Origin of the sequence: Streptomyces sp. NBC_01508 (genome assembly GCF_045040315.1) — a bacterium.
Classification (GTDB): domain Bacteria; phylum Actinomycetota; class Actinomycetes; order Streptomycetales; family Streptomycetaceae; genus Streptomyces.
On sequence record NZ_CP109419.1, the window covers coordinates 5,778,403 to 5,801,730 of the forward strand.

The following is a 23,328-nucleotide window of genomic DNA, read 5'->3' on the forward strand; positions in this document are numbered from 1 at the left end:
GGCTCAGCCCCTCAGCCGCCCCAGCACCTCGCCGAAGCCCTCGATGGCCCGTAGGGCGTCCGCCTGGGGCATCCCCGGTGGCTGGACGCGCAGGATCACGCCGTCCGCGCCCATCGCGGCGTAGCGGCCGAGGCCGTCCACGCACTGCTCCGGGGATCCGACGACGCTGCGCGCGGCGATGTCGTCCCACTCCTGCGCGTACCGGGCCGCGTCCATCGACGTGCGCTTCCAGGACCCGTACGCGTCGTACAGCCCGCGCAGCGGGTCCTCCAGCGCCGTGCGGGCCTGCTGCGAGGTGGGGGCGCAGTACCCCTCGCGGCAGACGAGCACGTCGGCGCCGAGGGTGTCGGGGCCGCGTTCGTAGGAGAGGTATTCGGCGATCTTCGCGGGGAGTTCGGCGTCGGTCTCGTTGAAGGAGGTCGTCCAGCCGTCGCACATCCGTGCCGTGCGCGCCAGCGCGGCGGGCACCCGGCCGCCGTTCCACAGGCGCGGGCGGGGCCGCTGCGCGGGGCGGGGGGAGAGGAACGCGTCGGTCACGGAGGTGAAGCGCCCCTCGTACGTCACCGACTCCTCGGTCCACAGCCGGGTGATCAGCTCCAGACACTCCTCGAAGCGCGCGACCTTCTCGCGCGGCGGGACGCCGTACAGGGCGAACTCCTCGGGCCGGTAGCCGAGTACGAGACCCGCGGTGAGCCGGCCGCCGGAGAGCACGTCGATATGGGCAAGGGTCTCGGCGAGCCACACCGGCTGGTAGACGGGCGCGATCAGCCCGGCGGTTGCCAGGCCGATACGCTCGGTGTGCGCGGCCAGCCAGGTCAGCGAGGTCAGCGCCTCGTGGTAGCCGGGGCGGTGCAGGTGGCGCTCGCCGAGCACCACCCAGTCGAAGCCCGCCTGTTCGGCGAGCCGGGCCTGTTCGACGGCGTCCGCGAGTGCGGGGCGGTCGTCCTTGCCGGCGAACAGGTTGACGTAGAGGCCGAGGCGCATGGCCGGACTCCTATCCCTTTACGGTCTGGACCGTAAAGGTTAGCGTGTGGTCTGTGGATACCAAAGGGTTTGAGGAACAAGTGGTGGACATAACAGGCGAGTTGCGCCGGCGGCTGCGGGGGACGGTACTCCCGGCGGTACTGACACCGATGGACGAGCGGGGCACCGTCGACCACGGCGCCCTGCGCGCGTACGCGGCGAAGCTCGACGCCGCACCGGTCGGCGGCTTCGCGGTGTGGGCACACACCGGTCGTGGCCTGTACCTCTCGGCGGCCGACCGCGCTCGGGTGCTGCGCACCTGGCGCGCGGCGACGGACAAGCCCCTCGTCGTCGGCGCGGGCGTCCCCCGCGACCTCGCGCCGGCGACGGTGGAGGAGGCGGAGGCCGCGGTCGAGGCGATGGCGGTGACGGCGGCCGAACTGGGCGCCGACGCGGTGATGGTGTACCCGCTGCACGCCCTGGCCGCCCACCCGGACGGCCACGCCCGCGCCGTCCGGCTGCACGAGCGCGTGGCGGAGGCGAGCGGGCTGCCGGTGCTGGGGTTCTTCCTGCACGGTGAGGCGGGCGGATACGAGTACCCGCCGGCGCTCGTCCGCGACCTGCTGGCCCTGCCGGGGGCGCTGGGCCTCAAACTGGCCACCCTGGACCGCGCGATGGCCTGCCAGGACGCGATCCGCACGGCCGAGGCCACGGACCGACTGGTCGTCACCGGCGAGGACCGTATGTTCGGCCCCAGCCTGATGTGGGGCGCCGACACGGCTCTCGTCGGCATCGCGGCGGCCCGCGCGGAGTTGACGACGGCGGTCCTCGACGCCTGGCGCGCGGCGGACCACACGGCGTTCGTGGGAGCGTCGGCCCGTCTGGACCGCTTCGCGGAGGCCACCTTCTACTCCCCGATCGAGGGCTATGTGCAGCGGATGCACTGGGCGGCGGTGTGGGAGGGCCTGCTGCCGGAGGCGGCGGCCCACGACCCGTTCGGCCCGCCGCTGCCGCGGGCGGAGCGGGATCGAGTGGTGAGGTGCTTGGAGGGGCTGGCGGGGGACGGGGCGGGGTAGCGGACAGGCGGTCGGCGGACAGGGGCGGCCGGCTCAGCCCGGTCGGGGCAGGCCGAACAGGTCCGCCGCGTTGCGCCACAGGACCTGGTCCAGTTCCGGCGGTGTGAAGTCCGCGTCGCGGAGCACGCCCAGGGACACGCTCGGGTCAACCAGGGTGGAGTCCGTGCCGAACAGCAGGCGGTCCACCGGTACGCCCGCCTCGCGGGCGTACGGGATACGGCCCGCGTCCGTCGCCGTGCGGCAGTGCTCCAGGTACAGCCGGTCGCACTCCGCCGCCGCGTGGGCCGCCTCGCGCCACGCGTCGCCGCCCGCGTGACCGACGATCACCCGCAGGCGGGGGAGGTCCGCCAGGAGACCGGGCAGGAGGGCGACGTCCGGGTCCCAGGTGTGCAGGAGCAGCGGGAGGGCCAGTTCGTCGAGGAGGGCGAACGCCTCGCGCATCTGGGGGGAGTTGATCGCGCGGCCCGGGTAGTGGGTGTGGATCTTGGCACCCACGAAGCGGCCCGTGTCCAGGAGGCGGCGCAGGTCGGCCGCGCTGTCCTCGACGCGGTTCGGGTTTACCACCGCGTAGCCGTACAGCCTCGGGGTCCGTGCGAGCACCCGCGCCAGCGCCGCGTTCCCCGCCACCGCGTCGTACGTCACCGCCTCCGCCGCCGAGACGATCTGCGTGTCGATCCCGTAGCGGTCCATCAGGCGCAGATTCGTCTCCGCGCTTTCCGCGCTTTCCGCGCTCTCCGCGCCCGCCGCGTCGTCGCGGTGGTACGGCCACGGGCCCCAGTGTGCGTGTACGTCGATGATCGGCATCAGCTCGGCAACTCCAGCATCTCCAGCAACCCCTCGACGTTCCCGCCCGCGATCGCGTCCCGGTCGGCCGCGCCGATTCGCGCGTACCGCAGCCGCAGCGTCTGCGGCGAGATGTCCGTGAACGGCGTACGGGAGCCGAAGACCAGCCGGCCCGCCCCCACCGCCGCCACCACCCGCTCGACCGAGTCCGGCGCCGACAGCAGCCGCGTCGTCGCCATGAACCCCGGCTCGTGGCGGGCCAGCAGCAGGAAGTCGCCCAGCAGGTACGTATGCAGGTCGAGGAAGATCACGCGCGCCCCCCGGCCCGCCAGCGCCGGGCCGAAGCGACGCGGGTCGCCGTCCTGGAGCAGGACCATCCCGCGCGCCAGCGCCGCGTCCACCACATGCCGATAGCCCGGGAAGCCCGGCTCCGCCCCCTGCTCGACGGTGAACAGCCGCAGGAACCGCACCCCCGCCGCGTGCAGCCCCTTGATCCGCTCCTGCGCGCCCCACGCGTCCCGCAGGTCCACCGTACCCACCGGCAACAGCTCCGGGCAGTCCGCCAGTTCGCGCAGCGTCTGCGCGTTGCCGGACTCCGCGTCGAAGAGGGCGCCGCGCGTCGACAGGGCGAGCGCCCGCTCGACGGGGGAGCGCGCCAGCCGCTCGCGGACCTCGGCGAGGTCCGTGTCGCGGTGGTGCCGGGGCCACGGGCCGTAGAGCACGTCCACGTCCCAGCGCACGCGCTCGGCGGGGGTCGGGGTCAGCCACTCGTACGTCATACGGATGCCGCCAGGACCGCCCGCGCGATGTGGTCCACGTCGGCCGGCGTGTACCCCTCGTTCCAGTCCAGCACCAGCAGCGTGCGCCCGATCAGCCGCTCCGCCCGGGGGCACAGCCCCTCGGGGTAGCCGGTGAACACCGGGTTCGCGTACAGCGGGCGCTCCAGATAGCCGGCGGCGGCCGGGACGCCCGCGGCCGTCAGCGCCTTCGCCCAGCGGGCGTTGTCGTCCACCAGCAGCGGGTACACCCACCAGGCGTGCCCGGCGGGCCGCGGCGCGGTCCGTACGGTCGCCGCCCCGGCGAGCGCGTCGGCCAGCCGGGCCGCCCGTGCGCGACGTACCCGTACGACCTCCGCCACCTTCCCCAACTGCGCCCGCGCGACCGCCGCCGTCAGCTCCGGCATGCGGTAGTTGAGCCCCGGTACGCGGTGGATCCGCCCCTCCGTCCGGTCCCAGCCCTTGTCGGCGAAGAGCCGCATCCGGCGGGCGAGTTCGGGGTCGTCGGTGAGCGCCAGGCCGCCGTCGCCGGCCGTGATGTGCTTGTACTGCTGGAGGCTGAAGCAGGCGATGTCGCCGTACGTGCCCAGCAGCCGCCCCGCGCCGTCCTCGCCCAGCCACGCCTGCGCGCAGTCCTCGATGAGCACCAGCCCGTGCCGGTCGCACAGTTCGCGCAGCGCCGCGACCTGGGCCGCGGCGCCGAAGAGGTGGACGGCCAGGACAGCCTTCGTGCGCGGGGTGATCGCCGCGGCGACCGCCGCCGGGTCGAGGTTGCCGTCGTCGGGCAGTACGTCGGCGAAGACCGGCCGCCCGCCCTCTGCCAGGATGGGGGCCACGGTGCCGAAGTCGGAGATGGGCGTGGTGATCACCTCGTCGCCCGGCCCGATGCCGGCCGCCGCGACCGCCAGATGCAGCGAGGCGGTGCCGGAACTGCACGCGACGGCGTGGGCCCGTCCGTACAGCTCGGCCATCTCCCGCTGGAGCGCCGGTACTTCGCCGCCGAACGTGCCGCACAGCACGGCGGAGTCGAGCACCCGCAGCACCGCTGCGCGCTCCTCTTCGCCGATCGTGCGGCCGCGCGGTTCGAGCACGGTGGGCAGCGGTCCGTCCTGTCGGGACATGACGGCGTGATCCTCTCGACGCAACGCGTTTATGGCCTGGACCGAAAGGTAAATCGCTCTTTGCGGTGCGTCAACCCCGGTAGCCGTGGAGCCGGTGCGGTCCGTAAATGCCTAGACTTACCCACGATGTTTGGGACCCGGCCAGAACAGGCGGCATGGATGAAGGAGACGGGGCGCATGGCGTTCACCATCGGGGTGATCGGCCCCGAGGACCTGGTGCAGAAGGTGCGGGCGGTCGGCGCCCCCGGCACCACACGGCTGCTCGGCCTGCACTACCGGCACGAGGACGAGACCCTCGACGTCGTCCGCGAGGCGGCGGCGTCCGGCGCCGACGCCCTGCTGTTCACCGGGGTCGTGCCACACGCCCGCGCGGCGGAGGCCGGGCTGCTGGACCGGCCGGCGATGTATGTGCCGTACAACGGGGCGACGTTGCTGCGGGCGCTCGTCGAACTGCTGCGCCTCGGCCACGACGTGTCGCGGATCTCCATCGACACGCTCCAGCGCGCCGAGGTCGTCGAGACCATGACCGAGGCCAAGCTGCCGACCGAGCACGTGCACGTGCTGCCGTACCGCCCCGGGCTGACCGGCGACGACCTCGTCTCCTTCCATCTCGGCGCCCGCGACAAGAAGCGCACCCGGGTGGCACTCACCTGCCTCGGCTCCACCTTCCACACGCTCGACAACGAGATGCACGCCGTACGCCTCGCGCCCTCCCGGCACTCCATCCGCGCCACGGTGCAGTCGCTGGTGCTCGCCGCCTCCGCCGCGCAGAGCGGCGACACACAGGTGGCGATGGGCATCGTCGACATCCCGCCCGGCTCCGACGACTCCGAACTGGCCGCCGACCTCGCCGCGCTCGGCGGCAGCCTGGCCTATCTGCCGGACGGGCGGCGGCTGGTGGTGACCACACGCGGCGCGCTGGAGAAGGCCAGCGAACACTTCACCCGGCTCCCGCTGCTCGACGCGCTCGCCTCCCGGCACACCTCGGTGCATGTGGGTTTCGGTCTGGGCCGTACGGCGGCGGAGGCCGAGTCGCTGGCGCGGCGGGCGGTCAACCGGGCCGGCGCGGTGGGATCCGTGGCCGGGGTCGTGTCCATGCGGGACGACGTGGACATGGTGATCGACACCGACTCCGGCCGGGCGTCCGCGCCGACCGGGCCGGAGAACAGCGTGCTGCTCGCGCGGCGCGTGGGGCTCAACCCGCAGACGCTCGACAAGCTGCGCGAGCTGGTCGACGCGGGCGACGGCGAGGGCCTGACCGCGCACGCGGTGGCGGAGCATCTAGACGTCCAACAGCGCACCGCCAGACGTGTGTTGAAGCGGCTGGAGCGGGCGGGGGTGGCGGTGCCGATCGGCAGCGAGCAGCACGGGCAGACGGGCCGGCCGCCGATCGTGTACCGGGTACGGCTCTGAGGCCCCGGCCGCGTAGCGCCGTACGAACCGACGGCGAGGCTCCTCCCGGCGCCGGGAGGCCGGTGCCGGTGCCGGTGTCGGTGCAGGAGCCCGGCGGTCCGCACTTCTTGCCACAGGCGCTTCCGCGAATTACGGTCTAGGCCGGAACTTCTAGGCCGGAACTTGGATGAGGAGCCGCGCTTGAGAATCACCTCGGTCCGCACTCGTGTGGTCAGCGCACCGTATGTACGCCCCTTCGTCATCAGCAGCGGCACCAGCTCCGACCTGGTCAGCCTCGTCGTGGAGGTGACCACCGACGACGGCCTCACCGGCTACGGCGAGGCCGCCCCCATGACCGCGTACACCGGCGACACCCTCGCCGGCGTCCGCGCCGCCGTCACCGAGCATGTCGGCCCCGCGCTGCTCGGCCGCGACCCGCGCGACATGGCCGGCGCGCACGCCGCCATGGACACCGCCATCCGCGGCCAGCGCCTCGCCAAGGGCGCCCTCGACATCGCCCTGCACGACCTCGCCGGACTGGCCGCCGGCTGGCCGGTGCACTTCCTGCTCGGCGGCCAGGTCCGCGAGTATGTGCCGACCACCTGGGTCGTCGGCCTCGGCACCCTGGACGAGATGACGGCGGAGGCCGCCACGTACGCGGCCAAGGGCTTCGCGCACATCAAGGTGAAAGGCGGCGTGGACCCGGCGGCCGACATCGAGTTGATACGCGCCGTACGCGCCGTGCTGCCGCCCGGCACCGAACTCTCCCTGGACGCCAACGAGGGCTACGGCCCCACCGTCGCCGCCCGGACCCTGACCCGGATGGCGGAGGCAGGGCTCGACCTCGTCGAACAGCCGCTGCCGCGCTGGGATCTGGACGGGATGGCCGCCCTGCGCAGCAAGGTCGGGGTACGGGTGATGGCGGACGAGAGCGTGCACTCGCCGCACGACGCGCTGGAGATCGTCCGCCGTGGGGCCGCCGACGTACTGAACATCAAGATCCTCAAGGTGGGCGGACTGCACCGGGCGCGGCAGATCGCGGCGATCGCGGAGGCGGCGGGGCTCGCGGTGAAGATCGGTTCGATGCCGGAGCTGGGGGTGGCGACGCTCGCGGCGGTCCATCTGGCGGCGGCGCTGCCGCACGCGACGGTGGCGGCGGACCTGGTCGGGCCGCTGATGGTGCGCGAGGAGCCGCTGGCACCGACATCGTTCGCGTCGGCGGACACGGGGCGGGTGCGGGTGCCGACGGGGGCGGGGCTGGGGCACGACCTGGGGTGAGGCGTATGCGCCGGGGCCGCAGCGGGGGCGTACGGCCGCCGCTGTCCGGTGGTATCCGGCGCCGAGGCTCCGGCCAACTGCCCGACAGGCCTTCGGGCTTCGGGCTTCGGCCAGTGAGTCGCGGCGTGGGGATCGGCGCACGCCGCGTCGCCGGCCGGCGGGACGACCGCCTGAGACGCGTTGAAAGCGCGCGGAATCTCCCGCTGTCGGCAGCGTGCAGAGCGGCCTCGGAATCCCACGAAGACGGGGTCCGGGGCCGCTCTGCCGTGTACCGCGCGGAGTTGGACTCCCCGACCGGCAAGCGCGTCTACGACCTGCGGCACACCTGCCTGACCAGCTGGCCGAACAACGGTGTTCCTCCAGCACAGGTAGCGGAGTGGCCATGCTCTACGCCGCTTACGCCCGCTGCGTCGTGGCCAGACCAGGGAACGGCGCTGGAAGCCGCAGCGGCGTAGTACGACTCGGTGGAGCCGGCGGCACGCAAGGTCATCGAGTACGTCGGTAGGGATCCGTGTACGGCTCCATGGACTGGCGGATCTCGTCCCGTACCGGGTCCATGAGGGGACCGGGGGCGTAGTAACGGGCTCGGGCCTTGCCGTGGGGAACGAGCCAGCCGCGGGCGACGAGTTCCCGGATGTCGCGGATGGCTTGCTGATCGCTGAGGCCGGCGTCCTGTTGGTAGACGGTGCGGCGGACCTTCGCGTGCGAGAACGCGGGCAGCGGGGCGTAGACGACCCGCTCGTCCAGCCCGGCTGCGTCGGCGCCTTCGACCAGACGGGTCCAGGCCCGCGACATCACATCGAAGCGACGCTGGGCCTGCTGGGCCTGGCGGTGGTGTGCGGTCGGGCAGAACCGGATCCAGGGCCGGGTGTCCCGCTCCGGACTCCAGCGCGGGCCGCCCACGTCCTCCAGGATCTGGTACTACGCGTACGTGTTCTGTCCCCGGCCGAGCCACTCCTCGATGGAGGAGAACTCGGGCGGCATCAGGGCCTCGCGGGAGAAACACGAGGGTGGACAGGGCGCGGGACATTTGTCCGTTCCCGTCCTTCCACGGGTGGATCCTGACGAGATTGAGGTGGGCCATGTCCTCCCCGGCGTCGGCGAGAGCCTGGATGTAGGTCACACCGCGCTGGTAGCCCTCCAACTCGGCACGTGTCTTCTCCCCGGTCTCTAAGCGGTTCCTCGCCGGACATGAGGGCTTCCACGTCGTCGACCGTCGCGGCGTACCCCTCGATGGTGTTCGATCCGGCGATCGCACGGGCGGTGAGGTTGCGGCGCAGCTGGCGGGTCCAGCGCGGGGTGGCCCGGACCATGTGGCGCAGCGATCGGCGCATGCTCTCGATCTCGTCGAGGGTCCGCCGGTCATCGGTGTCCGGAGAGGGAGTCGCGTACAGCATGTCTCCACGACATGACAATCGTGTCATTAAGTCGAGCGGGTGCGCTTGGATCAGATCACTGTGGGAGGAGCGGTCTTCCCGAGGTAGATCTTGAACGCCTCGCGGATCAGGCCATGCGCTTAACCGACCGTGTTGACATTGGCCGGCATGACTTCCCGCTCGTATCCGCGCTTGCGGGCGGAAGGCACTCGACCACGCTCGACGCTCCCGTGGGTCACCGACGCGCTGGCGCAGCTGAGAGAAGTGCTGGACGTCGTACGCGCTGTTGACGGCGACGCGAGCGAAGAGGCAGTGGAACTGCGGCACGACATCGGCATGTTGCTGCTTGCGCAAGGGCGGACGGCGGAGGCCAAGGAGGCAATGGAACCGCTGTATCGGGATGTCGTCCTGGCCGGTGGGCCGGAGGGTGATCTGGCGGACGAGATCGTCCTGCTCGTACGGCCGTCCCGGCCTTGCCCAGCAGGCGTCGTCCTCTGCTGTCGCGTAGGTCGCCACCGATCGCGGCCCGCTCGACCCGGGTGCGCACCCACTCCACCTTGCGCGTGTGCCTGAGGCCGGGGGCTGTGCCTCGCTCCGGTACTCGTACCCGCCGGTCAGCCGCCCGATGGCGACAACTCCCAGGAACTTGCGGGGCATCGCGGCCAGGTCTCCGGTCTCCATCGTGATGAAGCGCCACGGCTGATGCTTCCAGTTGTCCACCCTGCCGGGCAGCTCATCCGGATACGCCCGCGCCGGACGATCGCCCACATCGGCGATCGACGCGCGGCCACTCGCATCGCCGACCTCCTCCCAGCCGGCGATCGCCACGCTTGTTGCCCCGACCGGGGGACGTATGTGGGACACAGCGTTCCGACCGAGGGCGCGTCAACCGACAGAACGCCCTCGCGGGCAACGAAAAAGCCCTCCGCGAGCGATCTCGCGAAGGGCCTGGAGCAGGCTCTGACCTGCATGAATGAGCGCCCCCGGCAGGACTCGAACCTGCGGCCAAGCGCTTAGAAGGCGCCTGCTCTATCCACTGAGCTACGGGGGCCGGAATCTGGTCCCGGGGTCCGGAGTGCCGGTGGGCAGTCCGAGTGGTCCGTGACCTGTGCCGGGACAAGGATAGGGCTCCGTTCACCCTGTCCCGGTTGCTTCACCTGCGTGGCACGATGTGGAGGTTCGGTGAAGCGAACCGATAATCGCAGGCAGGTGCGATTCCTGCAGTGCTTTTCGCGCCTGAAGCAGCGGGTGTTGTGCACTCGTTATGCCTGCGCCCCACTCGTCCCGTCTGTCCCCCGGGGCTGACCGGCGCGCAGGAGATGTCTATACGCTTCAAAAAGCCGCCAAAGTTGGGCATTCTTCGCATGTGGTGACCTTGGACGTACGGCCTCAGCTGATCGACGCACTTTCCGCGCTGCGCGACCGTGTCGCCGCCGTGCGTCTTCCACTCCCTCTCGCCGGGGCTCCGCGTGCCCGGCAGACCAGGGAGGAACTGCTCGCGCAGCTCGACGACTATCTGGTGCCGCGGCTGCGGGACCCCGAAGCGCCGCTGCTCGCCGTGGTGGGGGGATCCACCGGGGCCGGGAAGTCGACGCTCGTCAACTCCCTTGTGGGGCGGCGGGTCAGCGAGGCGGGCGTGCTGCGGCCCACGACGCGTACACCCGTACTGGTGTGCCACCCCGACGACTGCCACTGGTTCGACGGCGTACGGGTCCTCCCGCAGTTGACGCGCGTCTGGCTGACCCAGCAGGAGGAGGACGGCGGCGCCGGGGCCTGGAGCGCCGACGACGAGCACGCGCTGCGTATCGACACCGCCGTGGCGCTGCCCCGCGGCCTCGCCCTGCTGGACGCGCCCGACATCGACTCGCTCGTCGTCAGGAACCGTGTTCTCGCCGCCGAGTTGATCTGCGCGGCCGACGTGTGGGTGATGGTGACCACCGCGTCCCGGTACGCCGACGCCGTGCCCTGGCACATCCTGCGTACGGCGAAGGAGTACGACGCCTCGCTCGTGACCGTCCTGGACCGGGTGCCGCACCAGGTGATTGACGAAGTGTCACGTCAGTACGCGGCGCTGCTCACCAAGGCGGGCCTGGGCGACGTACCCCGCTTCACCATCCCCGAACTGCCCGAGTCGGCCGGCGGCGGCAGCGGGCTGCTGCCCACCACCGCCGTCGCGCCCCTGCTCGCCTGGCTGGCGCACCGGGTGCGGGATCCGGCGGCGCGTCAGCAGGCCGTCGTCCGTACGGCCGCCGGAGTCATCGGCTCGCTCAATGTGCGGATGCCGGAGCTGGCGGGCGCCGTCGCGGCGCAGTACGCCGCCGCCGTACGCCTTACAGGCGTGGTCGAGGAAGCGTACGCGTCCGAGCGTGAGCGGGTGCGCAGGCGGCTCAAGGCGGGGGCCGTGCTCGCCGGGGACGCGCGGACCCGCTGGCGCGGCTATCCGAGGGACAGTTCGGCGCGCGAACTGCTCGATTCGCTGGTCGAGAGCCTGGCCGCGCTGCTCCAGTGCGCCGTCGCCGCCGCCGACGAGCAGGTCACCGAGGCGTGGCGGCGCGAGCCGGCCTCGGCGGCGGTCCTGACACCGGGGCCGGACGGGGAGGTGTCGGAGCGGATCGGGATGGCCGTACGGCGCTGGCGCCGGGTCGTCGAGGAGCTGGCGGAGGACGAGGTACGGCTCCTCGAACGCAACGCCGCGCCTGACGCCGAGACGGTCGCCGCGCTCCTGGCCGCCGCCCTCCTGGGCGGGCACCGCACGCGCGTGGCGGGGGAGCGGCTCGCCGAGCGGATCGGGGCACAGGGCGCGCTACGGCTGCGCGACAAGGGCGGTGACCTGGTGGCGACGTACATCGACGACGTACTGAACGGGGAACGGGACCGGCGGCTGGCTCCCCTCGACGCGCTCGAAGTGGCACCGGAGCCGCAGGCGGAACTCATCGCCGCGCTCTCCGTACTCCAGAAGGAGATGTGACCGAAATGGCGGATGTGACGGACGTGACGACGCTGACGGACGGGGCCGACCCCGGCGAGCTGCGGGCCGGGCGGACGGGGCGGACGGGGCGGGTCGCTGCGGGCGATGCCGGCGCGGAAGCCGCTACGGACGGCGGCGCGGACGGCGATGCCGCGCGGCGCTGGGACGACGGGCTGATCGCCCGGCACGCGGCCGGGCGCAAGCGCGCGGGCGGCGCGGGCGCCACCGTCGGTGTGGAGGGGGTCGACGGGGACGGCGGTACGGCGGCCCCGGCCGCCGCGCACCAGCCCATCGGAGGCGCCTACGAAGGGCCGTTGCGGGTACGGCTCGACGCCCTGCGCGAACTGGTGGGGCTGTCCCGGACCCGTATCGAGGGGACCACGCTCGCCGAGGCGGGGCGCGTGCTGGACGAGGCGTCCACGCGGCAGCGGCTCTCGTCGCGGCACACGGTCGTCGCCATCGCGGGTGCCACCGGCAGCGGCAAGTCGACGCTGTTCAACGCGCTCGCCGAAGTGCCGATCTCGGAGACGGGGCTGCGCAGGCCCACCACGTCCGCGCCCATCGCCTGCGTCTGGTCCGAAGGCGCCGCCGGGCTGCTGGACCGGCTCGCCATCCCTGGGAGGCTGCGTCGCAGGCCGCTCGCGGGCGGTGACGGGGACGAGGAACTACAGGGTCTCGTCCTCGTCGACCTGCCCGACCACGACTCCGCCGTCGTGGCGCACCGGGACCAGGTCGACCGTGTACTGGCCCTGGTCGACGCCGTCATCTGGGTGGTCGACCCCGAGAAGTACGCGGACGCCGCGCTCCACGAGCGCTATCTGCGACCGCTCGCCGGCCACGCGGAGATCACCTTCGTCGTGCTCAACCAGATCGACCGGCTGCCCGGAGAGGCGGCCGACCAGGTTCTGGACGATCTGCGCAGGCTGCTGGACGAGGACGGCATGGCGCTCGGCGAGCACGGCGAACCGGGGGCCACCGTGCTGCCGATCTCCGCGCTCACCGGTCAGGGTGTGGGTGAACTGCGCGAGTTGGTGGGCCGTTTCGTCCAGGAGCGCAGCGCCGCCGCAAGGCGGCTGTCGGCCGATGTGGACGCCGCGGCTGCGCGGCTGCGCTCGGTGTACGTCGCCGACGGGCGCACCGGCCTCGGTGAGCGCTCCCGCGAGGAGTTCGCCGAACGGCTCGCGGGAGCGGTGGGCGCGGTGGCCACGGGAGAGGCGGCCGAGCGCGAGTGGCGCAGGAACGCGGGGCGCGCGTGCGGGACGCCGTGGCTGCGGCTGTGGCGCTGGTACGAACGCACCCGGACGCCCGGCGGCGGCGTGCCGCGCGCCGAGGTGATCGTGGAGGACGAACTCACCGCCCGACAGCGGGTCGAGCAGGCCGTCCGTACCGTCGCGGACGACGCGGCGGCCGGGCTGCCGGGGCCGTGGGCGCAGGCGGTGCGGGAAGCGGCGGTGCGGGGTGCTGTCGGGCTGCCGGAGGCCCTGGACGAGCTGGCCGTGACGGCGGGGCCGCCGAGCGGTCGCCCCGCGCGCCCCGCCTGGTGGCCGGCCGCGGTGCTCGCGCAGGCGTCCATGACGCTGCTTCAGATCTACGGCGCGCTGTGGCTGGTCGGTCAGATCGTCGGGGTGCTCCAGCCCGGCATCGTCCCGCCCGTGCTGGTGATGCTGGCCGGGATCATCGGCGGGCCGCTGGTGGAGTGGGCGTGCGCGGCGGCGGCGCGGGGACCGGCGAGGCGGTACGGGCAGGACGCCGAACGCCGGCTGCGCGAGGCGGCGGCGGGCTGCGGGCGGGCCAAGGTGCTCGATCCGATCGCGGCGGAGCTGATGCGGTACCGGGAGGTGCGGGAGCAGTACTCGACCGTGTCCGGGGTGACGAGGTAGCAGCGTCGCCCCCGCCGGCGGTCGGGTGCGCGACCACGTACGGGTGACGGAGATATCCACAACTGGCGAGTAGTCCACAGGCATCGGCGGGAACTTCCCATCCGGGTCAGCATGAAGTGGTCGGTGAGCGCCGGCACCGGAGAAGGAGGAGGGGGCTGTCATGAACGACACCGTGGTGACGCTGGTGGGGAACGCCGCGACAGGGGTGGAGTATCGGGAAACGTCGACGGGCGGGGTGGCGCGGTTCAGGTTCGCGGTGACGCCGCGCCGCTGGGACCGCCGGAATTCGGGCTGGGCGGACGGGAGTACGAGCTTCTACACCGTCTGTGCGTGGCGGAATCTCGGGGCGAATCTCACCGCGTCGGTCAATGTCGGTGACCCGCTGGTCGTGCACGGCAGGCTGCGGGTGCGGGACGAGGCGAAGGACGGTCAGCGCAGGACGTTCGTGGACATCGACGCGGTGTCGATCGGACACGATCTGACGTGGGGGACCTCGGCGTTCAAGCGGGTGACGCGGGCGAATCCGGCGCTGACGGGGCGTCCGGCGGATGCGTCGGCAGCGAACGCCGCTTCGGGTGCGGGTGCGGGTGGCGTTGGGGTTGGCGGTGCGGGTGGTGGTGCGGTCCGCAAACCGGTGCATACGCAACCGTGGTTGTCCGAACATGACGAGTTGTCGGAGCCGGCCGGGGCGGCCGTGGCACCGACCGGACCGCTCTGACCGGGGAGTTGTGGAGATTTGTCGATAGTCGAATGGGTTCGAAGGTGCGAGCGATAACGATTCCGATTCGGAACGGTTATCGGAACGTACGAACGGGCATCGGCGGTCTCCGCCATCCATAGGATTCCCGAGTACTCATGGGGCACTTGAGTCTGCTGGCGAGGCAATCCCCCCACGCGTCCCACGCGGAGGACTTCGCCCGGAGGGAAAGATCTGTGTTGTCTGCGCTGTCCGTGTTGTCCGCGTACCTGGTTCCAACCGCTCGGAGGCGGGGCGCCGCCCGCCTCGCCGCCTCGATGGCCGTCTCGGGTCTTGTCGTCGCGGGCTCCATAGCCGGCGCGGGTGCGGCCGTGGCCGACGACGCACTCCAGCACCGCGGCGGTGCCGCCGCCACGCTCGACGGCCTCATGACGTTCGACAAGGCCGTGCTCCACACGGACGGCGAGAAGCGTGAACTGCCCGCCGGGCTCTTCGAGATGACCGTCGACGGGGGCGGCACGCTCAAGACGTACTGCATCGACATCCACAACCCCACCCAGGACCAGGCGAAGTATCTGGAGACCCCTTGGACCCAGACCTCGCTCGGCGCGAACAAGAACGCCGGGAAGATCCGCTGGATCCTCCAGAACTCCTACCCCCAGGTCGACGACCTCGCCGCGCTCGCCGAGGACGCGGGCACCGGGCCGCTCACCGCGCGGACCGCCGCCGCCGGTACGCAGGTCGCCATCTGGCGCCACTCCGACAACGTCGATGTCGACGCCGTGGACCCGCAGGCCGAGAAGCTGGCCGACTGGCTGGAGCGCGGCGCCGACCATCTCGGTGAGCCCAAGGCGTCGCTCACCCTGGAGCCCGGCGCGGTCTCCGGCAGGAGCGGCGAACGCATCGGGCCGGTCGCCGTCCGTACCGACGCGGACAGTGTCGCGGTGTCCCCGCCCGCCGACGCCGCCGCCATGGGCATCAAGGTCACCGACAAGGCCGGCGAGCCCGTCACCGAAGTAACCGACGGCGCGCAGCTCTACTTCGACGTCCCCGAGGACACGGCCGACGGCACGGCCGCGCTGAGCGTGCAGGCGACCACGTCGGTGCCGGTGGGCAGGGCGTTTGCCGGGGTCACCAAGAGCCAGACCCAGATCCTGGCCGGCTCCAGCGAGTCCACGGTGTCGGCGACGGCCACCGCCACCTGGGCCGCGAAGGGCGCGATACCGGCGATCACCGCCGAGAAGAACTGCGCGAAGGGCGGCGTGGACGTCACGGCGGCCAACAAGGGCGACGCGCCGTTCACCTTCGAGCTCGCCGGTGCGCAGTACGAGGTCGAGGCCGGCAAGTCCAGGACCGTCACCGTGCCGGTCGCCGAGGACCAGGCGTACGACTTCGCGGTCACCGGGCCCGGTGGCTTCACCAAGAGCTTCCAGGGCGTCCTCGACTGCCGGACCACCGGGAACCCCGGCCCGCCGGCCGACGGGACCACCACCCAGCTGGCCCCGGCCACGGCGGGCGGCACCGCCGGTACGGACGGGCTCGACCTGGCCGAGACGGGCACCTCCAACGCCACCCCGATGATCGCGGGCGTCGCGATCGGGCTGGTCCTGCTGGGCGGCGCGGCGGTCTTCTTCCTCCGCAAGAAGAACGAGCCCTCCGCCGAGGAATGACCGACCCGGCGCACCGCACGACCCGCCGAGCACCACGCCCCACCGACCCACCGACCCGTACGACCCACCGACCCACCGCCCCACTGCCCCACCGACCCGCACCATCCGCTGACCGGTACGGCACACGGTCGCCACTGACAGCGGCCCCGACGCGCAGACGAATCCGGTCGCGCGCCGGGGCCGCGTGCCGGCGCCGTACCCCGTACGGCATCGGCACGCGCGTTCCGCGGGGACCGAAGGCCGGGACGGTATGTCCGAGGCCTGGACAGGCGGTTTCTCCCTGGGCGGGGACGTGCGGCAAGATGGGTTTATCTGCCCTCACGCGGTGGAGCCGCACATTGGCCCTTCTCGATCTGCCGGACGGTTTCTCTTGGCTGAGTACATCTACACGATGCGCAAGACGCGCAAGGCGCACGGCGACAAGGTCATCCTCGATGACGTGACGCAGAGCTTCCTGCCCGGCGCGAAGATCGGTGTGGTCGGCCCCAACGGCGCCGGTAAGTCCACCGTGCTGAAGATCATGGCCGGGCTGGAGCAGCCGTCCAACGGCGAGGCGTTCCTGTCGCCCGGATACTCGGTCGGCATGCTCCTCCAGGAGCCGCCGCTGGACGAGACCAAGACGGTTCTGGAGAACGTCCAGGACGGCGCCGCCGAGATCATGGGCAAGCTGAAGAGGTTCAACGAGGTCGCCGAGCTGATGGCGACCGACTACTCCGACGCCCTGATGGACGAGATGGGCAAGCTCCAGGAGGACCTGGACCACGCCAACGCGTGGGACCTGGACACCCAGTTGGAGCAGGCCATGGACGCGCTGGGCTGCCCGCCCGGCGACTGGGCCGTCACCACGCTCTCCGGCGGCGAGCGCCGCCGTGTCGCGCTCTGCAAGCTGCTGCTCGAAGCGCCCGACCTGCTGCTGCTGGACGAGCCCACCAACCACCTGGACGCCGAGTCCGTGCAGTGGCTGGAGCAGCACCTCGCCAAGTACCCCGGCGCCGTCGTCGCCGTGACCCACGACCGGTACTTCCTCGACAACGTCGCCGAGTGGATCTGCGAGGTCGACCGCGGCCGTCTGCACGGCTACGAGGGCAACTACTCCAAGTACCTGGAGACCAAGCAGGCACGTCTCAAGGTCGAGGGCCAGAAGGACGTCAAGCGCGCCAAGCGGCTCAAGGAAGAACTTGAGTGGGTCCGCTCCAACGCGAAGGGGCGCCAGGCCAAGTCCAAGGCCAGGCTGGCCCGTTACGAGGAGATGGCCGCCGAGGCGGACAAGATGCGGAAGCTGGACTTCGAGGAGATCCAGATCCCGCCGGGCCCGCGGCTCGGCAACGTCGTGGTCCAGGTCGAGAACCTGAGCAAGGCGTTCGGCGACAAGGTCCTCATCGACAACCTCTCCTTCACGCTGCCGCGCAACGGCATCGTCGGGGTCATCGGCCCCAACGGCGCCGGCAAGACCACGCTCTTCAAGATGATCCAGGGCTTCGAGGAGCCGGACTCCGGCAGCATCAAGGTCGGCGACACCGTCAACATCAGCTACGTCGACCAGAACCGCGGCAACATCGACCCGAAGAAGTCGCTGTGGGCCGTCGTCTCCGACGAATTGGACTACATCAACGTCGGCCATGTCGAGATGCCCTCGCGGGCGTACGTCTCCGCGTTCGGCTTCAAGGGCCCGGACCAGCAGAAGCCGGCCGGGGTCCTGTCCGGTGGTGAGCGCAACCGCCTCAACCTGGCGCTGACGCTCAAGCAGGGCGGCAACCTGCTGCTCCTCGACGAACCGACCAACGACCTCGACGTCGAGACCCTGTCGTCGCTGGAGAACGCGCTGCTGGAGTTCTCCGGCGCGGCCGTGATCATCTCCCACGACCGGTGGTTCCTCGACCGCGTCGCCACGCACATCCTGGCGTACGAGGGCGAGTCCAAGTGGTTCTGGTTCGAGGGTAACTTCGAGTCGTACGAGAAGAACAAGGTGGAGCGGCTCGGTGCCGACGCCGCCCGGCCGCACCGCGCCACGTACAAGAAGCTGACCCGAGGCTGACATGGCCCGCCACCACTACAGCTGCCCCATGCGCTGGTCGGACATGGACGCCTTCGGGCACGTCAACAACGTCGTCTTCATCCGCTATCTGGAGGAAGCGCGCATCGACTTCATGTTCCGGCTGGCGCCCGGGGACGGCTCGCCGTCCTTCTCCGGCGGGTCCGTCGTGGCCCGGCACGAGATCGACTACAAGCTGCCGCTGGTCCACCGGCACGAGCCGGTGACCGTCGAGCTGTGGGTGACGAAGATCGGCGCGGCGACGCTCACGATCGCGTACGAGATCAAGGACGAGGACCAGGTGTACGTGCGGGCCTCGACGGTCGTCGTGCCCTACGACCTCCAGGCGGGCCGGCCGCGGCGGATCACCGCCGAGGAGAAGTCCTTCCTCCTGAAGTACCTGGACGACGCGGAGGCTCTCGCGGCATGACGGCGACGACCGCGCGGGTTCTGCGGCTCGCCGACACGGCGGAGGCGGCGGATCTCGCCGCCTTCCTCGGTCGGCTGATCCGCTACGACCGGGCCGCCGCGGTGCGCCTCCAGGCGGGCGGCGGGGCGGTGGCCGTGTTCGGGCGGCCACCGGCGTTCGAAGTTCTGGCGATCCGCACGGCGCGGTTGGGGGCGCGGTCGCCCGAGCTGGACGTCACCGTCTCCGCCGGTGAACTCCTCGAATCGATCGACGAGTTGACGGGCGGCTTCGCGCTGCCCGCCGCCGTCACCGGCCCGCCGTGGACCGGGGTGCTGCCACCACGCGGCGGCTGGCGGCAGGTCCCCGGCCTGCCGGGACCCGCCGGGCTGCGCGCCGCGGTCGCCACCGCGGTCGCCGAATTCCGGGCGCGCGACGAGGCGTTGCCCGCCGCGCACCGCGACCGCGCCGAAAGGGACCGGATCGGCCACGAGATCTGGTCGCGGCCGGTCGGCGACACGGGTCTGCCGCTGCGCGCCGTACACGCCGCGCAGTCGGTTGGCTTCCTGCGCCCGATGCCCGAGGACGCGCCCGTGGCGCTGCTCGGGACCGGTACGTGGCTGCGGCTGCGGACGCCGTACGGGTCGATCGCCGTACGGGCGGGCGGAGCGGGTGGCATCGGCGGGTTGAGCGTCACCCCGACGTAGGTTTGTCGCCGACGAGGCGTTGTTCACCGGGGCGCGGTTTGTGCACCGGGTCCCGCCGGTGGGCGGTGGTGTCCTCCATCGCCGGACGGGCTTGAAAGGCCGTCTGCGGGTGGGTCCGGATCGGTCCGGACCGGTGGGTGATGTCCTCAATCGCCGGACGGGCATGGCTTGGAAGGGCCGTCACTCGGGTGGGGTGTCCGGCCAGATTCCTATGTGGTCCTGTTCCAGTTCCAGCATCACGCGGTGTTCCATACCCAGCGCCTTCGTGTATTCGGCGGGCAGTTGGAGGCGTCCCGCGCGGTCGAGCATCGCGTACTCCCGGGCCACCACCGACTCCTGGCCCGTCGTCGCGTCGACCTCCGTGCGGCGCAGGACCTCCGACGAGGTACGGCCGTCCCGGATGGCGACCGTCCGGCGTACCTCGCCCGCGACCTCCTGGTCGTGGGTGACGATCACGATCGTCGTGCCCAACTCCTCGTTGGCCCGCCGGAACGCGGCGAACACCTGCTCGCCGGTCGCCGAGTCCAGCTCGCCGGTCGGTTCGTCGGCCAGCAGTACGGAAGGCGAGTTGGCGAGCGCGACGGCTATCGCGACGCGCTGCTGCTGGCCGCCGGACATCTGGTGCGGGCGGCGGTCGCGGCAGTCCGCGACGTCCAGCATCGCCAGCAGCGACTGGGCCCGCGCGGCGCGCTCCGTACGGCGGCGGCGGCCACCTCGGCCACCCCCGCCGCTCAACTGCATGGGCAGCGCCACATTCTGACCGGCCGTCATATAAGGCAGCAGGTTCCGTCCGGTCTCCTGCCAGACGAAGCCCACCGCCTCCCGCCGGTAGCGCAGCCGCGCCTTCGCGTCCATGCCCAGCAGATCGCGGCCCGCCACCTTCGCGGCACCGGCGGTCGGGACGTCCAGGCCCGCCAGGATGTTCATCAGCGTCGACTTGCCGCTTCCCGACGCGCCCACCAGAGCCATCAACTCGCCCTCGGCCACCAGCAGATCGAGCCCCTGAAGGGCCTGCACCTCCACGCCGTCGGCGGTGAAGATCCGCACCAGCCGGTCGCAGGCGATGAGGGCGTCGTGCCCGTACGAGGGCCGGTCGCGGTGGGTGCCGGCGCGCCGCTCCAACTGCTCCAGCGTCGTTCCCGCTGACGTCATCGGCTTTCTCCTGCCCTGAGTTCGTTGATCGATCCCTGCCGTCCCGCCCACCACGCCTGCACGACCGACACCGCGCCGGCCAGCGCCAGCACCCCCACGGCGGGCAGCACCAGCGACCACGCGTCGGCCCGGAGCGGCGCCCCGTCCAGCGACACGTCGGACGTCGCGGTGAGCGCCAGCCGTACGAGATCGACTCCGGGCGCCAGCAGTACGACGGTCGCCCAGCCGACCAGCGCCCCGCCCACGGCGGCGAGCAGCGCCTGCGGAAGGACCTCCAGGCCCAGGAGTTGGCGTCCCTGACGGGTCGTCAGGCCCATGGTGCGCAGCCGCGCCAGCAGCGCGACGCGCTCCGGGGCCGTCTGTGACAGCGAGAGCAGCAGGGCCAGCAGGGCGTAGCCCGCGCCCGCCGCGATCGCCGCCGCGTAGATCCGCTCGGCGCCCTCCTGCATGGGCGTGTTGACGAACGCCTTCCGCTCCTCGGTGCGCAACTTCACGGTGAAGCCGCCGGCGGATCTCTCCCCCGACGTCCCGTCGAATCCGGCGACCGTACGGCGCAGCGCCGCGCCGTCCAGCTTCGCGCCGGTGACCAGCAGCGTGGTCGGCGCCCGCTGCGTCAGGTCGGCGGCGTTCACCACGAGGTAGTCGTTGCCGGGGGACGCCGGGGTGGTCCGGCGTATCTCCGCCACCCGCACCTTGAAGTCCCCGGCCGTCGACTGGATGTCGCGCGGCCGGTCGCCGAGCCGTTCGGCGACGGCGGGTGAGGCGAGCGCGGGCAGTACCCGGTTCCGGTCCGACCCGCCGTCGCGCACACCGCCCCCGCCCACGGACTTGAGGGTGTCGGCCGAGAACTCCCCGAGGCCGGTCTGCCGGGCCAGCCGCGCGTACGCCTGCGGCTCCACGCCGATCATGGTCACGCCCAGCGACGTCCGGAAGCCCTTGCTGTCGGACGGGAGCGATACGCCGTACTCGATCCGCACCGCGGCCACCTCATCGACCGTGGTGCTGTCCCGCACGGCCGCCGCCAGCCCTTCGGGCAGGACCGGCGCCTGGCCGACGAGGCTGATCCGGGCGTCGGCGCCCGTCGCCAGCACGGCGGCCCGCTCCCTGGCACCGTCGATCCCGGCGAGCACCGATCCGCCGAACGCCGCCGTCGTCAGCGCGACGAGCAGGGCGAGCAGCGGCAGGGCGCCCGACGACGACGCGCGCCCCGCGCGGGCCAGCGAGAGGAAGCCGACTGCTCCGCGCAGCCGTCCGGCGGGGCGGCCGGCGAGACGCAGCGGCAGCGGATACAGGCGTACGAGAACGAGCGCGGCGATCAGCCCCACCAGCACCGGCGCCGCGCTGACGAGATAGTCCACGTCGCCCACCCCGCCGGAGCCGGGGTTGGCGCCGGTAGCGGAGCCGGCGTCGGCCGGCCCGCCCGTGCCGCGTCGGCGCAGCGCGACCACCGCGCCGACCGCCAGGGCGAGCAGGGTCAGTTCGGCCATCGTGCGACGGCGCGAGGGCCGGGCTCGTACAAGATCCTCGCGGCCCCCGTGCGGCAGCGGCCTGCGGTGCCGTACGACGGCCCGCACCGGCAGCGCGGCGCACGCCAGCAGGGCGGCGCCGCTCGCGGCGGCCACGGCGGGCAGCAGCCGGGTCTGCGGGACGGTCAGGACGGCCAGCAGCAGACCGACGCCCGCCGCCGGTACGGCGATCACCGCCGTCTCGGCCAGGAGCCGGCCGCCGATCCCGCGCAGCGATCCGCCGCGCGAGCGCAGCAGGGCGAGTTCGGCCTGCCGCCGTGCGGCGGTCAGGCCGCCCGCCATCACCAGGACGACGGCGGCCACGGCCCCGATCCCCAGCGCGGCGACGGCGACGACCGGAGCGATGGCCGTACGCATCGAGCGGTGCGCGGCGACGACCTCGTCAAGTCTCGTCGCGACCACGGCCGCGGGACCGACGACGTCCGTGCGCAGTTCGGCCAGCTCGGGGCCGTTCTCCAACGAGGCGATGCGCGAGGCGAGTCGCGGCGCGTCGTGCGCGGTGAGCGACGTGGTGTCGGGCGCGATCCGCCAGTACACCTCGGGCTCACCCGTGGTGCCGAGCAGTACGGGCGCGGCGTCGGGTGCCAGCAGGATCGAGGCGCGCCAGTAGCGGGGCGGCGGAATGAGGGGGACGGTCTGGTCGGCGACCAGGGCGGGGGAGCCGAGCGTGGGCTCGAAGGACCAGTAACTGTTGTCCGGGTCCCGTGGCGCGACGATTCCGGTGATCCGTACGCCGACGTCGTCCCGGTCCACGCCCGGCACGTGCACCACCGAACCGACCTTGATCCGCAGCGACTCGGCGGTCTCGGCGGTGACCGCGGCCTCCACCTCTCCCGTGCGCGCCGTCACGGCGCCGTCGGCGCGGGGGAACCGGCCCTCACGGAGCGTGGAGTGGCGGTCGAGGCCCGCCTGGGCGGCGAGGGTGAACCTCGGCGGCAGATTGTCCGGCGCGGGCAGCCAGGGATCGGTGCCCTCGACCGCCTCGGAGTTCCGTACGCCGTACGCCGAACTGCCCTCGTCGGCCCGTACCGGCGCCGGCAGATTCCGGATGATCCTCCGCTGCGTCTGCGCCACCCACGTACCGCGCAGGCCCTCCTCCCGCTTCGCCTGCGGCACGCCGGGGCCGGACGCCGCCGTGGTGACCGCCAGGACCCTCTCGCCGGCCGTGGCGGTACGGATGTCGTGGCGCAGGCCGTTCGTCTCGTAGGTCTCGACGGAACGGGGGAACGCGGCGGCGAGGTACGCGGTGAGCACGACGAGCACGGCCATCGCGGCGGCGGCACCGGGCGCGGTACGCAGCCGCGTCCGCACCCATGGCGCGACGGTCCGCGCGGGGCGGCGCGCACGGGGGCCGGTGCGTCCCGGCGGGCCGCCGGAACCGGCCGGGCCGCGCTCGCCGTTGTCGGTCGGCGCGCTGTTGTGGCCGCCGTAGGGCGGCGTACTGCCGTCGGACCGGCTGCCGTCGCCCGGCTCGCCCCCGTCCGCCGGCTCCCCGCCACCATCACCCCGTGCGGGAGTCCGCATC

Annotated in this window: 17 protein-coding genes and 1 tRNA gene; 10 read left to right on the forward strand and 8 right to left on the reverse strand. The window is 72.4% G+C overall.

What is annotated here, in order from left to right; genetic code table 11:
- Positions 1-3: 3 nt before the first annotated feature.
- The gene (locus OG700_RS26895; RefSeq protein ID WP_405617848.1) at positions 4-984 is read right to left on the reverse strand and encodes an LLM class flavin-dependent oxidoreductase; all 981 of its coding nucleotides are present in this window, start codon (positions 982-984) and stop codon (positions 4-6) included.
- Positions 985-1,067: 83 nt separating this feature from the next.
- Between OG700_RS26895 and OG700_RS26900 the strand changes: the two genes are divergently transcribed.
- Entirely contained in the window at positions 1,068-2,039 is a 972-nt protein-coding gene (locus OG700_RS26900) for a dihydrodipicolinate synthase family protein (protein WP_405617850.1), read from the forward strand.
- A gap of 33 nt (positions 2,040-2,072) precedes the next feature.
- Here OG700_RS26900 and OG700_RS26905 read toward each other — a convergent pair whose 3' ends face one another.
- Genes OG700_RS26905 through OG700_RS26915 form a run of 3 tightly spaced genes read right to left on the reverse strand, consistent with a single transcriptional unit; the run spans position 2,073 to position 4,719 of the window.
- Positions 2,073-2,843 (reverse strand): amidohydrolase family protein, encoded by a 771-nt coding sequence (locus OG700_RS26905; RefSeq protein ID WP_405617853.1) that lies wholly within the window; start codon positions 2,841-2,843, stop codon positions 2,073-2,075.
- Entirely contained in the window at positions 2,843-3,601 is a 759-nt protein-coding gene (locus tag OG700_RS26910) for a hypothetical protein (protein WP_405617855.1), read from the reverse strand. Before OG700_RS26910 ends, OG700_RS26905 begins: the two co-directional genes overlap by 1 nt.
- Positions 3,598-4,719, reverse strand: coding sequence for a DegT/DnrJ/EryC1/StrS family aminotransferase (locus OG700_RS26915; protein ID WP_405617857.1), 1,122 nt, complete (start codon positions 4,717-4,719; stop codon positions 3,598-3,600). The genes OG700_RS26910 and OG700_RS26915 overlap by 4 nt, the downstream gene beginning before the upstream one ends.
- Before the next feature lie 177 nt (positions 4,720-4,896).
- Between OG700_RS26915 and OG700_RS26920 the strand changes: the two genes are divergently transcribed.
- Together OG700_RS26920 and OG700_RS26925 are read left to right on the forward strand one after the other, a co-directional pair.
- The gene (locus tag OG700_RS26920; protein ID WP_405617859.1) at positions 4,897-6,132 is read left to right on the forward strand and encodes a hypothetical protein; all 1,236 of its coding nucleotides are present in this window, start codon (positions 4,897-4,899) and stop codon (positions 6,130-6,132) included.
- 180 nt (positions 6,133-6,312) lie between these two features.
- Positions 6,313-7,389, forward strand: a complete 1,077-nt coding sequence (locus OG700_RS26925) for a mandelate racemase/muconate lactonizing enzyme family protein (RefSeq protein WP_405617862.1) — start codon at positions 6,313-6,315, stop codon at positions 7,387-7,389.
- Positions 7,390-7,875: 486 nt separating this feature from the next.
- Here the strand turns inward: OG700_RS26925 and OG700_RS26930 are convergent, their stop codons facing one another.
- Both OG700_RS26930 and OG700_RS26935 read right to left on the reverse strand, forming a co-directional pair.
- Complete coding sequence (locus OG700_RS26930; protein WP_405617865.1) at positions 7,876-8,292, reverse strand: hypothetical protein; 417 nt, start codon at positions 8,290-8,292, stop codon at positions 7,876-7,878.
- A gap of 1,451 nt (positions 8,293-9,743) precedes the next feature.
- Positions 9,744-9,816 (reverse strand) — tRNA-Arg (locus OG700_RS26935).
- Between the two features lie 324 nt (positions 9,817-10,140).
- On the opposite strand from OG700_RS26935, the gene OG700_RS26940 reads away from it, so the two are divergent.
- The 7 genes from OG700_RS26940 (at position 10,141) to OG700_RS26970 (ending at position 19,125) form a co-directional block, all read left to right on the forward strand.
- Positions 10,141-11,733, forward strand: a complete 1,593-nt coding sequence (locus OG700_RS26940) for a dynamin family protein (protein WP_405621999.1) — start codon at positions 10,141-10,143, stop codon at positions 11,731-11,733.
- A 5-nt stretch (positions 11,734-11,738) separates the two neighbouring features.
- On the forward strand, positions 11,739-13,613 hold the full coding sequence (locus OG700_RS26945; protein ID WP_405617867.1) for a GTPase: 1,875 nt from the start codon (positions 11,739-11,741) through the stop codon (positions 13,611-13,613).
- A gap of 160 nt (positions 13,614-13,773) precedes the next feature.
- Positions 13,774-14,331, forward strand: a complete 558-nt coding sequence (locus tag OG700_RS26950; RefSeq protein ID WP_405617869.1) for a single-stranded DNA-binding protein — start codon at positions 13,774-13,776, stop codon at positions 14,329-14,331.
- A 218-nt stretch (positions 14,332-14,549) separates the two neighbouring features.
- Positions 14,550-15,980, forward strand: coding sequence for a Cys-Gln thioester bond-forming surface protein (locus OG700_RS26955; RefSeq protein WP_405617871.1), 1,431 nt, complete (start codon positions 14,550-14,552; stop codon positions 15,978-15,980).
- A gap of 370 nt (positions 15,981-16,350) precedes the next feature.
- Positions 16,351-18,015 carry an energy-dependent translational throttle protein EttA gene (gene ettA / locus OG700_RS26960; protein ID WP_405617873.1) on the forward strand — a complete coding sequence of 555 codons (1,665 nt, stop codon included), beginning with the start codon at positions 16,351-16,353 and terminating at the stop codon, positions 18,013-18,015.
- A 1-nt stretch (position 18,016) separates the two neighbouring features.
- Positions 18,017-18,442: an acyl-CoA thioesterase gene (locus OG700_RS26965; protein WP_405617876.1), complete on the forward strand. Its 426-nt coding sequence runs from the start codon at positions 18,017-18,019 to the stop codon at positions 18,440-18,442.
- Positions 18,439-19,125: a hypothetical protein gene (locus OG700_RS26970; protein WP_405617878.1), complete on the forward strand. Its 687-nt coding sequence runs from the start codon at positions 18,439-18,441 to the stop codon at positions 19,123-19,125. Before OG700_RS26965 ends, OG700_RS26970 begins: the two co-directional genes overlap by 4 nt.
- 180 nt (positions 19,126-19,305) lie before the next feature.
- On the opposite strand, the gene OG700_RS26975 is transcribed toward OG700_RS26970, so the two are convergent.
- Both OG700_RS26975 and OG700_RS26980 read right to left on the reverse strand, forming a co-directional pair.
- Positions 19,306-20,277 carry an ABC transporter ATP-binding protein gene (locus tag OG700_RS26975; RefSeq protein ID WP_405617880.1) on the reverse strand — a complete coding sequence of 324 codons (972 nt, stop codon included), beginning with the start codon at positions 20,275-20,277 and terminating at the stop codon, positions 19,306-19,308.
- A complete protein-coding gene (locus tag OG700_RS26980) occupies positions 20,274-23,327 on the reverse strand; it encodes an ABC transporter permease (protein ID WP_405617882.1) in 3,054 nt (1,017 codons plus the stop codon). The genes OG700_RS26975 and OG700_RS26980 overlap by 4 nt, the downstream gene beginning before the upstream one ends.
- Position 23,328: the final 1 nt, after the last annotated feature.

Coding starts and splice junctions, on each gene's coding strand:
- OG700_RS26895 (WP_405617848.1), bottom strand. CDS start 984: ATGCGCCTCGGCCTCTACGTCAACCTGTTCGCCGGCAAGGACGACCGC.
- OG700_RS26905 (WP_405617853.1), bottom strand. CDS start 2,843: ATGCCGATCATCGACGTACACGCACACTGGGGCCCGTGGCCGTACCAC.
- OG700_RS26910 (WP_405617855.1), bottom strand. CDS start 3,601: ATGACGTACGAGTGGCTGACCCCGACCCCCGCCGAGCGCGTGCGCTGG.
- OG700_RS26915 (WP_405617857.1), bottom strand. CDS start 4,719: ATGTCCCGACAGGACGGACCGCTGCCCACCGTGCTCGAACCGCGCGGC.
- OG700_RS26920 (WP_405617859.1), top strand. CDS start 4,897: ATGGCGTTCACCATCGGGGTGATCGGCCCCGAGGACCTGGTGCAGAAG.
- OG700_RS26945 (WP_405617867.1), top strand. CDS start 11,739: ATGGCGGATGTGACGGACGTGACGACGCTGACGGACGGGGCCGACCCC.
- OG700_RS26950 (WP_405617869.1), top strand. CDS start 13,774: ATGAACGACACCGTGGTGACGCTGGTGGGGAACGCCGCGACAGGGGTG.
- OG700_RS26965 (WP_405617876.1), top strand. CDS start 18,017: ATGGCCCGCCACCACTACAGCTGCCCCATGCGCTGGTCGGACATGGAC.
- OG700_RS26970 (WP_405617878.1), top strand. CDS start 18,439: ATGACGGCGACGACCGCGCGGGTTCTGCGGCTCGCCGACACGGCGGAG.
- OG700_RS26975 (WP_405617880.1), bottom strand. CDS start 20,277: ATGACGTCAGCGGGAACGACGCTGGAGCAGTTGGAGCGGCGCGCCGGC.
- OG700_RS26980 (WP_405617882.1), bottom strand. CDS start 23,327: ATGCGGACTCCCGCACGGGGTGATGGTGGCGGGGAGCCGGCGGACGGG.